This window comes from Polyangium sp. y55x31, from assembly GCF_029946505.1.
GTDB lineage: Bacteria > Myxococcota_A > Polyangia > Polyangiales > Polyangiaceae > Polyangium.
This window is the reverse complement of sequence record NZ_JARZHG010000009.1, coordinates 325,932-337,898: the sequence shown is the minus strand read 5'-3', so window position 1 is coordinate 337,898 and position 11,967 is coordinate 325,932. Positions and strand designations below refer to the sequence as shown.

At 68.8% G+C, this 11,967-nt stretch carries 11 protein-coding genes; 5 read left to right on the top strand and 6 right to left on the bottom strand.

Annotated elements, in window-relative coordinates; genetic code table 11:
• Positions 1-123 precede the first annotated feature (123 nt).
• The 4 genes from QHF84_RS19185 to QHF84_RS19170 are packed head-to-tail and all read left to right on the top strand — an operon-like array spanning position 124 to position 4,380.
• Positions 124-1,338: an acyl-CoA dehydrogenase family protein gene (locus QHF84_RS19185; protein WP_281314776.1), complete on the top strand. Its 1,215-nt coding sequence runs from the start codon at positions 124-126 to the stop codon at positions 1,336-1,338.
• Between the two features lie 11 nt (positions 1,339-1,349).
• A complete protein-coding gene (locus QHF84_RS19180) occupies positions 1,350-2,495 on the top strand; it encodes an acyl-CoA dehydrogenase family protein (protein WP_281314775.1) in 1,146 nt (381 codons plus the stop codon).
• A 9-nt stretch (positions 2,496-2,504) separates the two neighbouring features.
• Positions 2,505-3,833: a hypothetical protein gene (locus QHF84_RS19175; protein ID WP_281314774.1), complete on the top strand. Its 1,329-nt coding sequence runs from the start codon at positions 2,505-2,507 to the stop codon at positions 3,831-3,833.
• A gap of 55 nt (positions 3,834-3,888) precedes the next feature.
• Positions 3,889-4,380 carry a GNAT family N-acetyltransferase gene (locus tag QHF84_RS19170; RefSeq protein WP_281314773.1) on the top strand — a complete coding sequence of 164 codons (492 nt, stop codon included), beginning with the start codon at positions 3,889-3,891 and terminating at the stop codon, positions 4,378-4,380.
• A 66-nt stretch (positions 4,381-4,446) separates the two neighbouring features.
• Here the strand turns inward: QHF84_RS19170 and QHF84_RS19165 are convergent, their stop codons facing one another.
• Positions 4,447-6,672 carry a beta-propeller domain-containing protein gene (locus tag QHF84_RS19165; RefSeq protein WP_281314772.1) on the bottom strand — a complete coding sequence of 742 codons (2,226 nt, stop codon included), beginning with the start codon at positions 6,670-6,672 and terminating at the stop codon, positions 4,447-4,449.
• Positions 6,673-6,859: 187 nt separating this feature from the next.
• Here QHF84_RS19165 and gloB point away from each other — a divergent pair, with 187 nt between their 5' ends.
• Positions 6,860-7,624 carry a hydroxyacylglutathione hydrolase gene (gene gloB, locus QHF84_RS19160; protein ID WP_281314771.1) on the top strand — a complete coding sequence of 255 codons (765 nt, stop codon included), beginning with the start codon at positions 6,860-6,862 and terminating at the stop codon, positions 7,622-7,624.
• Here gloB and QHF84_RS19155 read toward each other — a convergent pair.
• The 5 genes from QHF84_RS19155 to QHF84_RS19135 are packed head-to-tail and all read right to left on the bottom strand — an operon-like array spanning position 7,621 to position 11,909.
• Positions 7,621-8,838 carry a hypothetical protein gene (locus QHF84_RS19155; RefSeq protein ID WP_281314770.1) on the bottom strand — a complete coding sequence of 406 codons (1,218 nt, stop codon included), beginning with the start codon at positions 8,836-8,838 and terminating at the stop codon, positions 7,621-7,623. The genes gloB and QHF84_RS19155 overlap by 4 nt on opposite strands.
• A gap of 50 nt (positions 8,839-8,888) precedes the next feature.
• A complete protein-coding gene (locus QHF84_RS19150; RefSeq protein WP_281314769.1) occupies positions 8,889-9,536 on the bottom strand; it encodes a class I SAM-dependent methyltransferase in 648 nt (215 codons plus the stop codon).
• 12 nt (positions 9,537-9,548) lie between these two features.
• Positions 9,549-9,824: a hypothetical protein gene (locus QHF84_RS19145; RefSeq protein WP_281314768.1), complete on the bottom strand. Its 276-nt coding sequence runs from the start codon at positions 9,822-9,824 to the stop codon at positions 9,549-9,551.
• Between the two features lie 53 nt (positions 9,825-9,877).
• Positions 9,878-10,930 (bottom strand): carbon-nitrogen hydrolase family protein, encoded by a 1,053-nt coding sequence (locus QHF84_RS19140; RefSeq protein ID WP_281314767.1) that lies wholly within the window; start codon positions 10,928-10,930, stop codon positions 9,878-9,880.
• A 10-nt stretch (positions 10,931-10,940) separates the two neighbouring features.
• Complete coding sequence (locus tag QHF84_RS19135) at positions 10,941-11,909, bottom strand: hypothetical protein (RefSeq protein ID WP_281314766.1); 969 nt, start codon at positions 11,907-11,909, stop codon at positions 10,941-10,943.
• Positions 11,910-11,967: the final 58 nt, after the last annotated feature.

Genomic DNA, 11,967 nt, shown 5'->3' with positions numbered 1-11,967 from the left:
ATGATGCTGTCGCCCGAGAGACCACCGGTAAGCCGTGTGCGGGAAATCCGCACGCACGGTTTGAACGGGAGTCTTGCTCAACCCAGGCGCGGATGTCCGCGGAGGAAGAGATAGGATTTACCAATGGACCCGACCCGAGACACCAGCGAGACGCGTGACCTGCGCGAGCGGGCGCGAGCGTTTTTTCGTGACAACCGCCCGTCCGACCCGGGATTCAAGCTCCCGCAGACGTTTCTGGAGGTCGAATCGGAAGAGCAATTCCTCTGGCTCAAGGCCTGGCAAAAGCAGGTGTACGGCGCGGGCCTGCTCGGCGTCGAGTGGCCCGTGGCGTATGGTGGAAAGGGTTTGCCGCCCGGGTCGCAGCGCGTCGTGGCCGAGGAGATGGCGCGCGCCGGCGTCCCGTTCATCGTGAACCGCATCGGCCTCGATTGGGCCGGCCCGACGATCCTCGCGGTGGGCACGGAGGAGCAGAAGCAAAGGTACCTGCGGAACATCCTCTCCTGCGACGAGGTCTGGTGCCAGGGCTTCAGCGAGCCCGGCGCCGGCAGCGACCTCGCGAGCCTGCGCACGAGCGCCGTTCGGAAGGGCGACCATTACCTCGTCAATGGCCACAAGGTCTGGACGACGCAGGCGCTCTGGGCCGACTTCATGATCCTGCTCGCGCGCACGGACCCGAACGCGCCCAAGCACGCGGGGATCAGTTATTTCCTGTTCCCCATGAAATCGAAGGGCGTGTCGGTGCGGCCGCTCGTGAAGATGACGGGCGAGGGCGGGTTCAATCAGGTGCTCTTCGAGGACGTCGAGGTCCCGGCCTCGTGTCTGCTCGCCGGCGAAGGGGACGGCTGGCGCCTCGCGGTCATGACGCTCGCGTTCGAGCGCGGCGCGTCCGAGGGCAGCGCGACGGGCGGGGCGCTCGCGGCGGGCGGCGAGGTCGCGCGGCTCGTCGCGCTCGCAAAAGAGGTGTCTCGTGATGGTCGTCCCGCGAGCGAGGATCCCGTGATGCGGGATCGTATTGCGGAGCTCGCGATCGAAGAGGAAGCGCTGCTCGCGTCGGCGCTTCGGGCGCGTGTCCCCGGGCTCGTGGAAGAGCACCCGCTCGCGCTTCCGTTTTTGAGCAAACTGGTGGCGACCGAATTCGGGCAACGGCTCGCGGCGCTCGGTCAGGAGCTCGAAGGGCCGCTCGCGCAATATGCGTTCGGCGCCGAGCGCGCGGCGGACGGGGGCCATTTCCAGCGCGCCTACATGAACAGCTTCGGCTTCACGATCGGCGGCGGGACGAGCGAGATTCAGCGAAACCTGGTGGGCGAGCGGATCCTCGGCCTGCCGAAGAGCACCTGAGGAGAGCGACCATGCAAAAGAGCGCTCGGATCCCCGACGATTTCGGTTATGGCGAGGAGCAGGCGCTCCTCCGGCGCGAGGCGCGGAAGCTATTGGAATCCTCCTGCAAGACGGAGGACGTGCGGCGATGGATGGAGACGCCCGCGGGGTATGACGTGGGCCTTTGGGCGCGGGCGGCCGAGGCGGGCTGGCTCGGCCTCGTGGTGCCCGCGGCGCACGGCGGGAGCGAGATGTCGATGACGAGCCTCGTGGTCCTGATGGAAGAAATGGGCCGCGTGCTTTTGCCCTTGCCGTTCGTCGGGACGCTCTTCGCGACGCTCGTCCTCCGGGAGGCGGCGAGCGAGGCCGAGAAGGCGCGCTGGCTGCCGCTCATCGCGGAGGGCAAGGTCCGCGCGGCCGTGGGCCTCGAGGAGCGGCGCGGGGGGTGGAACTTCGCGCATGTCGAGGCCACGGCGCGCCGCGAGGGAGAGCGCATTCTTCTTTCCGGCGAGAAGGAGCTCGTCGTGGACGCGCCGAGCGCAGACCTCCTGCTCGTGACGGCGACCGAGCCCGAGGGGCCGAGCCTGTTCGCGCTGCCGGCCGCGTCGCCGGGCGTGACGGTGTCGCCGGACAAACTCGTCGATGCCACGCGACGGAGCGGGGCCGTGCGGTTCGAGGACGTGGCGGTGAGCGACGCGGATCGGATCGGTGAAAAAGGCGCGGCCGCGTCGATCCTCGGCCGGGTGATGCCGCGGATCTGGACGGCGCTCGCGGCGGAGATGGTGGGCGGCGCGGATCGGCTGCTCGGCATGACGACCGAATACGCGAAGATCCGGCAGCAATTTGGCCGGCCGATCGGCGCCTTCCAGGCCGTGAAGTTCCCGCTCGTGGATCTGCTCGCCAAGATCGAGCTTTCGCGTTCGCTCGTGTATCGCGCGGCCGCGGCGATCGATCACGCGCCCGCGCAGGCCGAGAAGCTCGCGCGCATGGCGAAGGCGCACGCGTCGGACACGTACGCCTTCGCGGCGGCGAAGTCCGTGCAGCTCCACGGCGGCATCGGTTTTACCTGGGAGTGCGACGTGCAGCTTTATTTCAAGCGCGCCCAGTGGAGCCGGGCGGCGTTCGGGGACGCGGCGCATCATCGCAAGCACATCGCGGAGATGGTGATCGACGGCTAGGAGGCGCGTTTGTCCGAGGACGGCTTTCGACTGCCGGAGACGCGCGTGGTCTTCTCCGGCTCCGAGCGGCGGCGCCGGCGCGCCCGCAAGCTCATGATCGGCAGCCTCGCCGTCTCGCTGCTCTGCGGCGTGCTGGGGTTTGTCTTTTCGGGCGTGTTCCTGTGGCCCCTGATCGCGCTCCTCGTCGTCGCGGGCGTCGCGGCGATCGTCGCGGGGAGCGCGTCGCTCCGGCGCGGCGCTTCCTCGCCCGGATCCTTCGCGATCGAAGGGGAGACGATCGTGGTGCGCGCCGAGGGCGAGCGCGAGCGATCCTTCTCGCTCGGCGCGGTCGCCGAAGGCTGGCTGGAGGCGCCGGGCCGCGCGGTCTTGCGTCTCCGCGACGGCCAGGATGTCGCGATCGACGTACCCGACGATGCGACGGGCCATCAATTGCTGGAGGCCGCGGGCGTGGGCGCGTCCGCGCGCGTGATGCGCGTCGCGCTCGCCAGCGCCGCGTCGCGCGTGCCGTGGGGGGAGGTCCTGGGCGTGAGCGGCCTGCTCTTCACCACGCCGCTCACCGTGCTCCTGGTCGCGGTCCTCCTGGCGAGCTCATTCGAAAAGGGCCCGGCGAGCCCGAGCGTCCTCTTTTCGTTTGTGCTCATCCCATCCCTGGGACTCTTCGGGCTCGTCGCGGCCCTCTTTCGATTCATGCGCAGCCGGGAGGTCGTGGTCGGCACCGACGGCGTGGTGTTTCACGGCTACTTCGGCCCGCGCTTCATCCCGTACACGGAAATCGAGAGCGTACGCCGCCATTCGCACGGGGTCTTGCTCGGTCTGCGTCATGGGAAGAAGGTCCTCTTGCCCGTGCGCGCGGCGGTCCTGCGCGGCATGCCGCTCACGCCGCCCCCTCGCGTGGCGCGCGCGGCGGCGGCCGTGCTCGACGAGAACCTCGTCCGCCGCGAGATGCTCTTCCGGCGCATCGAGGAGGCCCGCGCGGCGCGAGGGCAAAGCAGCGGCGTGCGGATCGACCTGGAAAAGCTCGACCAGCAGGACAAACCGTTTTTGGTGTGGCTCGACGAGATGCGCCGCCTGCTCGCGGAGCGTGGTGGGTATCGCGAGAGCCGCATCGTGCCCGAGGATCTCGCGATGGTCGTGGAGGACCCCGGCGCCTCGCCCGAGCGCCGCATCGGCGCGGCGATCGCCCTCTCGCAATCGAACGACGAGGGCACGAAGCGGCGCATCCGGATCGCCGTGGAGGCGTGCGCGGACCTGGAGCTGCGTGCGGCGCTGGAAGAGGCGGCGCACGGAGAGATCGTCCAGGCGCGCGTGGAAAAACTCCGGCAACGCTTCCGCGATTGAAACGCTCGAAGCCGTCCGCCTTCCTTTCCGGCACGACCGCTGCTAGGTACGTCCCATGACCGTCTCCCCGCCCCTCGTCGTTCGTCCGGCCAAGCCCGAGGACGTCGCCGCCCTCGGCCGCATGGGCTCGGCGCTCGTCCGCTTTCACCATTCGCTCGATCCGCTCCGGTTTTTTCTGGTGAGCGACGAGCGAGGATACGGGGCGTTTCTCGTGAGCGAGATCCGCCGGGAGGGCTCGATCGTGCTCGTGGCCGAGAACGGGGCAGGGCAGGTCGTCGGGTATGCCTGGGGTCGCCTCGAAGGCCGCGACTGGACGCTCTTGCTCGACGCTTGCGGCGCCCTGCACGACATTTACGTGGAGCCGGAGGCGCGAGGGCTCGGCGCGGGGCGCGCGTTATGCGAGGAGATGATCCGGAGGTTGTCGGATCTCGGCGCCCCGCGCGTCGTGCTCTCGACGGCTTCGAAGAATGAAGCGGCGCAGAAGCTTTTTGCGTCGCTCGGGTTTCGCGCGACGATGATCGAGATGACGCGCGAGCGGTCGTCTTAGGAGCGAGGGGAATCGCCGCGCCCCGAGGCGGGGGAGGAGAGGGCCTCGGGGCGCGGCGTTCGTTTTTCAGAACCCGCAGTAGCCGTAGGGCTGGCTCGGCTGGGGCAGGGCGACGGAGGAGACGATCGTCTCGGGGCTGGTCACGTCGCTCGCGGTCACGCCGCCGTACGAGATCGCGTAGACGTAATCGTCGATGAACACGCCGCGGCGAACGTCGACGCCGTAGTAGCCGCCGCAGTAGCCGTACGGATCGGACTGGAAGAAGTTCGTGTGGTCGATCGAGCCGCGCTTCACGATGCCGCCGTCGAGCGTCACGTCGAAGAGCTCGAGCGAGCTCTTCATGTTACCCGTGTTCGGGTTCCAGCCGCTGAAGGGGAACGCGAGCAGGTTCTTCGGGCCATACCAGTTGAACGCCTTGTGGTTGTACGACGCCTCCGAATAACCGGACTCCGCGCCCGAGAACGTGTACTTGTGCATCAGCGCCGGCGCCGTCGGATTCGTCACGTCGAAGACCTGCAGCGCGAGGCCGATGACCTGGCCTTCATTCGTGGCGTCCTGGCCGATCGTGAGCAGGTGGTTGTCGTCGATCGGGTGCATGTACTCGCTGAAACCCGGGATCTTGAGCTCGGCGAGGACAGCGGGGGCCTCGGGCGTCGAGAGGTCGATCACGAAGAGCGGGTCGACCTGGCGGAACGTCACGACATAACCACGGTCGCCGATGAACCGCGTCGAATAGATCTGCTCGCCGGGGGCGAGGTCCGTGACGGCGCCGACCTGCACGAGTTTGTCCTCGCTCTGGCCGAGGACGTACACGGAGTTCGAGGACGTCCAGTCCGTCTGCGAGGCGAGCTGCCGCGTCGTCGCAATGCGGAGCAGGCCGTCCTTCTCGTCGAGCGAGAACTGGTTCTTCACCTGGCCGGGCACCGTGCCGGTGGCGACGTAGGCCGGCTGCGCCGGGTTCGTCGCGAGGTCGAACTTGTGGACGAACGTCTCCGTGGTGTCGACGGCCTCGACGGGCAGGCTCCAGTTGTACGACGGGTCCTTCCAGGACTGCGCCGCCAGGTAGAGCGAATCCGCGTTCGCATACACGGTGCTCACGCTGCCGACGATGCTCGTCTCGACGACGGGCGCCTGGAGGTTGTCGAGGGCGAACGATTGCACCTGCACGAGGCCGTACGCCGTCGAGCCCTCGCTGGGCACGTAATACGAGCCGCAGCTCGGCGGGACGACCGAGACGGCGCCATTGCTCTTCTCGAAGCGGTAGGGCAGCCAGTCGTTCAGGGTCGAGCCGTAAATGGCGAGCGCGTTCTTGAAGCGGAGGTCCTCGAACGCCGCAACCCAGCCGTCGACCGTCTGCGGGTAATCGGATTCGTTCTCGAACGAGGGGTAGTAGCTGAGCGCCGGGCCGTGCTGGCCGCCGGAGAGCACCGTGCGCACGTGCTGGCCCACGCGGCGCGAGGAGGCGTAGTTGCCCTCGAAATAGACCTCCTTCTGCACGCCCGTCGTCTGCCCGGCCTCGAGGCCGAGGACCGTGATCTTCGTGAGCGGCGCGTAATACGGGTTGTAATACCCGTCGTAGGCCACGCCCCCGCCGTAGTAATCGTAATACGGCGAGCGCGGCTCGACGCCCGCGTCCGTGTAGAGCTGCGAGCCGTCGACCTGCGAGTAGATGACGAGCTGGTCCTCGGTCACGAACATCTCGATCGGGTTGCCCTCGACCGCCGTGGTCGTGTTGATCGCGAGATCCGAGGCGGGGAAGGACTTCAGGACCTCGAGGCTCTGGCCGTGGAGCAGGTAGAGGTAATTGCCGTCCGTCTTGAGGATGTCGGCCTCGTCGACGCCCGCGACCTGCGTGTTCGTCTCGGAGTGCTCGGGGGGCGTGCCATTGCCGTCGCCGCCGCTGCTCGGATCACCGCTGGCGCCGCCCGAGCCGCCCGTGCCTGCGCCGCCGCCCGATCCGCCCGTGCCGCCGGGGGGAGGTTCGGGGAAGCCGCTGCCCGAGGAGCCGACCTGGCCGCCGTCTTCCCAGCCGTAATCGGGGTAGCCCCAGTAACCGCCGTTGGCCTCGATCTCGGCGATGATCGCGTCGATCTGCGCGTTCATCTTCGCGACCGCGTCCTGCTTGAGCATCTGCTCGAGATCGGCGCAGCTCTGGGCCTGCGTCAGCGTGCCGCGCGCCTCGGCCGTCACCGGCTTGGGCGAGTCGACCGTGCCGCTGCAGCCATAACCGGCCGCGGAGAGGGGGAGAAGCGAAGCGAAGAGCCACCAGGCGGAGCGAGCGTGTTTCATCATGCCCGCCCATCGAGCAAGCGCCGGGCCACCGGGCGCTCGGGACGGGTCCCTTGAATTTCCACGTGAAATGGGGCTGTGTCGTGGTGCCGGAGTGTGCCATCGAGGCGCCGATGCCAGGAGGGGCGAGGACGGATGGCACAAGCGGCATCTCTTGAGGAGCGAGGGCGGGCGAAGTAGGGTGTGCTCCATGCGCGTCGTCACCGTCCCCTGTTTGAGCGACAACTATGCGTATCTCGTGGCCGACGAGGGGCGGCGCGAAGCGGTGGTCGTGGATCCTTCGGAAGCGGAGCCGGTGCTCGCGGCCCTCGCGCGCGAGGGGCTCGATCTCGTGGCCATCCTGAACACGCACCACCACTGGGACCACGTGGGCGCCAACGAGGCGCTGCGGAGCCGCTTCAGAGACGTGCCCGTCTACGGACACGCGAGTGATCTGGCACAGGGGCGGATTCCAGGGCAGACGGTCGGGGTGGAGGAAGGGACGCCGTTCGAGGTGGCGAGTCTCACGTTCCGACCGATTCACGTGCCGGGACATACACTCGGCGCGGTGGCGTACGTCGTGAAGAACGCGGTTTTTACCGGGGATACGATGTTCGTCGCGGGCTGCGGGCGGCTCTTCGAGGGCACACCCGCCATGATGTATGCCGCTTTGTGCCAGAAGCTCGGACACCTCCCGGGCGAGACGAAGCTTTATTGCGGGCACGAGTATACCGTGAGCAACCTGCGATTCGCCGCGTTCGCGGAGCCCGAAAACGAGGACGTGAAGCGCGCGCTCGAAGCGGCCCAGGACAAACGCAGCCGCGGCGAGCCCACGGTGCCTTCCACGATGGCGGAGGAGCACCGGACGAATCCGTTCTTGCGCGTGGATGAGCCGAGCCTGCGGGCGAAGTTTGGCGGGGCGAACGGGGCCGAGACGCTCGGGAAGGTGCGGGCCGCGAAGGACGGGTTCCGTTAAGCCGTCGGGTTCGCGTTCGTGTCGCCCAGGGCGCCGAGCACGACGTCGACGAGCTCTTGCGCGACGACGATCCCGCCCTCGCGCAGGGCGCGCGCGTGCGTGAGCGCCTGAGCGCGGTGCACGGGGTTTTCGTCGAGCCTTTGGCGGAGCTCTCGGACGTCCGCCTCCTGGAGCAGGTATTGCGCGAAGAAACGGCTCACGGCGTTCCGAGGTTCGGAGGCGAGGAGCTCATCCATGACGTAGACGTCCGAGAGGCCATCGTCGTACTCGCCTTCCGGCGTCGCCGTGCGGAAGAAGGGCGCGAGCCGGATGCGGAGGGATCGCTTTTTCGTGCGGGTGAACGGGAGCGGGCCGTTTCGTCGAGCGCGCGGGCGGGCTCCGTTTTCGGGTTTGTCGCCGAGGAGATAGTCGTACATCGTCACGTCCGTGAGATGCACGATGCCCGCGGCGTCGAGGGTCGCGACCATTTCCGCGAATTGGATGTCACCCGGCGATACCCGATAGCCGCCCTCGCTCCTCGGGGAGGGCGAGAGCGGCGAGACCACACGCCCATGGCCCGCGAGCCAAATGAGCTTGCCCCACGAGGCCGATCCCGATCCGCTCGCACGCCACTCCGTGCTGGTGACCGCGTACTGGAGGGTCGACTCGCCCCCGAGCGCGCTCCGCAACGTGAGGATCGAGCCGAAGACGCCCGCGCCGCCCACGGCGAGCAGGAGCAATCCGAGCGCGCCGCAAGCGAGCAGCACCCAGACGCGGCGCTCACCGTCGTGATAAGGCCCGATGAGGACGAAGAGCCCGAGGCACAGGAGGGCTCCGAAGAGCGCAAGCCCGAAAACCGAGCCTGCCCAGCCTTCTTTGTTGACGGTGAACGCGTGGGACCGGTCGCAAGGCGGCTCGCCGCAGACGGGGCAAACGGCGTCGTTCGGGGTGCGCTCGCCGCACGTGAGGCAATGGGCGAGCGCCTCGTCGGGCACGCCCGGGGTCTTTTCGCGCTTGCCCATGAGGGTCTGCGCGGCGAGGGATAGCAGGACCGCGCCGATCGAGCCGAGGAGGAGCACGATGAACCCCTTGAGCAGCGCGGCGAGCACGGGATGCATGTGGAACGGCGCCGCGAGGATGCCGAACGCGAGCGCGAGCAAAAAGAGCGCGAGCGCGAAGGCGCAGATCGCGCCGAGCACCCGGGAGCGCGTGCCGAAATCGAGGTCGTCGAGCACCGAGCGAGCTTACCAGCGGAAAGCGCGCCCGCGCCACCCTCGTCGCAGACTCAGTCCTTCACCCAGAGCCGCAGGAACGGAACGCCGCGTGTCTCCTCGGGCAGGTGCACGAATCCCTTGGGAATCGCGCCGCCGAATCCGTGAAAGGTCACGACACACGTGCCGCGCCGGGCCCGCGCGAGCGCGGCCTCGACCCGGGCGACGTCCCCCGAGGCGCGCTCCTCGGAGAGCGGGATCGTCCGGTCGACCCATTGCGAGGGCGCGAAGGTGCCCTCCTCGAAGGGGTTGAACAGGTAAAACCCGTCGTACGCGTCGAAATCGACGTCGTCGAGCGTGCCGTGGATCAAGGTGACGCGCGGAATGGCGTACGTCGCGACGACCTCCCGGCCGGCGGTGACGAGGTGTTCCCGTTGCTCGACGCCGGAAAACTCGACGTCCGTGGTGATCGCGGCGATGGCGCAGAACTTTCCCATGCCGGCGCCGATGTCGAGCACGCGGCGCGCGCCGTGCTTCGCGAACAGGAATGCGGCGTGGCGGGCCACGTGGACCGGGGTCCAGTATCGATTCGAGAGTTTGCGAATGCGCTCGGGGTAGAGCCGATCGAAGGCGAGGTCGGAGACGGTGCGGCCCGCGGCGAGGTCGGCGAGCAGGGCCCTGCGCGCGTGGTCGCGGGAGGTCGAGCCGGACGCGCGCGACACCGAGCGTCCTTTCTACGAGACGTCGCCCGCGTCGCTCGCCCGCGTGGGGCGCGGGGCTGCGGGCTTCTGCGCGCGCGTGGCGCGTTTTTCGACCTTCGGCGGCGGGACCGGCTTCTTGCCGAACTGCCGCTTGAACGCGAGCACGATGCAGACGACGCCGAGCAGCCCGCAGGCGAGCGCCGCGGCGATCTTCGCCCACTCCGGCGCCTTGATCCCGTACGCCATGCCCGCGACGTTGAAGAGCGCGAAGCCTCCCATGAGCAGGATCCACGGGTTCGGTTGATTCATGATCGCGGTCGTCCTCGGAGGCGCCCGAAGGTAAGACCCCGACGCGGGGATGTCTATACCTCGACCACGCGGAGGAGCACTTCCTCGGCCTCGGGCGACGCGTCGCCGCGCGCCGCCTCGGCGAGGATGCGCACGGAAGAGCCGTCCTTGGCGAGGATCTGCGAGCGGCCGTCGAAGTGGCTGTCGAAGACCCGGCCGAGGAGCTGCGCGGTCACGCCGTAACGCACGGCGCGGAGCGGGGCGCTCTCCATCTGCGAGAAGAGCCCCTCGGCGAGCCATTGCTCCTTGCGAATCAGGCTTCCGTCCATTCCGCCGAAGGTCCAAGGCGTCTCCCACGGCCAGAAATTCGCGGCGGGGTGGGCGACGACGCTGCAGCCGTGATCGTCGTAATGGGAGAGCAAGGGGCAGAAGTCGGGCTCGCGCGGGGTGTGCGGGACGGAGAAGCCGTCGTAACAGATGAGCGTGCCGACCTGGCCGAACGGCGTGGAGAACGGCATGAGCTCGCCGCGCCGGCCCGGCGAGAGGCCGAGCGTGTCCTCGACCGTGGGGACGAGGTTCACCTTGCGCGAGACGCCGACGTGGCGGCCCGTGGGATTGAAGGTGTAGGAGGTGTTGTAGACGCGCCCCTCGGCCGGCGAAAAGGAGTCGGCGAGGTTTCCGTGGGCATTGCGAGGCAAGAGCGCGCTGCCGGCGACGGTCCAGGCCTCGTAGCGGCGCGCGAAGCGGGAGAAGGCCTCGCGATAGATGCGCCGCACCCCCGGGGCGACCGCGAGGAGAAAACCGACGCCCGTGCGGATCGTCTTGCCGCGGAGCATCGCGGACGCCATGCGGAAGGGCGAGCGGATCGCGACCTTCGTGAGCGCCTCGTCGACGGTGCGCGCCGCGCGGACGGCGTCGAGGCGGCCGGCGAGCGGCAAGAAGCCGCCGATCATCTCGGGGAAGACGGCGAGGCAAGGGTGCTCGTACGCGCCGCTCGCGAGGCGCGCGCGGCTCTTCGAGAGTTTGTCGCCGACGCGATCCAGCATCGCCTCGAAGGCCTCGGCGGAGGCGTAATCGTCGGGCGTGACGTGGACCTGGCAGGCGGCGAGCTCGACCTTCTGGGGCATCTCGGGCCTCCTATTTCTGCTCCAATTGCCGCTCCACGCGAATGGCAGGCACGCCTTTGGGCACGAGGAGCGCGTTCGGCGCGCGATAGCCGCCGGGCGCCTCCGGATCCACCTCGCGCTCGAGCTCGCCATAGACACGCACCCGATCGCCCGGACGGATCACGATCTCGTCGACCGTGTCGAAGGGGAAGGGATCGAGCCCGGCGTCCTCGGGGTCGTCCTCGTGCGAGATTGTCTGGACGAACTCGTCGACGGGCGGCGCGTCCGAGCGATCGACCCGCTCTTTCGGGCCTTCGATGCGAATGCGGCCGCCGGGGACACGCAGGCTGGTGCCGTCGTCGAGCTTGACCTCGAAGCCCGAGGTTTCGGCGTCATGCAGCATGAGGTCGGTCCCGAGGAACCGCTTGTTGCGCAGATCGAGCGACCAGGCGACGCACGACGTGCCCGTCGCGGGCGCGAGCATGCTGGTTTGTCCGAGCACGACCCCGCTCGGCCCGGCCTTGCGCCCGAGCGACGGGGGCTTCGTGAGCCCGCCGTTCGGCCGAGGCCGGTTCTGGTAGGCGCGGATGGCCTCGACGATCTTGGCGATGAGCCAGTAGAGCGCGACGCCGGCCGCCGCGATGAGCGCGATCACGGCGACGACGGCGACGAACTCGCCTTCGAGCGCGACGCTGCCGCAGTCGCTGCAGCCGCTGCAACCCTCGAAGATCGTGCCTGCGCCGAGGCTCGTGCCGCCGGCCTTCGCGAGCTGTTTGGCGCGCCTGCGCACCGACGGCGGGCCCCACACCTCCGTGCGCAGCGCGTTGCGTCCCGTGGGCGTGTCGACCGAAACGACGCGGTGCTTGGGCCCGCCGTCGCACGTTTCCTTGGGGCCGAGGAGCGTGCGGCAGTCGACGCACACGCGGGCGCGAGGGAATGCGGCGCGCGTGGCGAGCGACGCCTGGTTGGCTTTGGACGTGGTGAGGGACGTGGACGCCATCGAAGGGGGCGCATCGTACTATGCGGCCACGTCGAGGCATCTCCCGAGCAGCATCCGA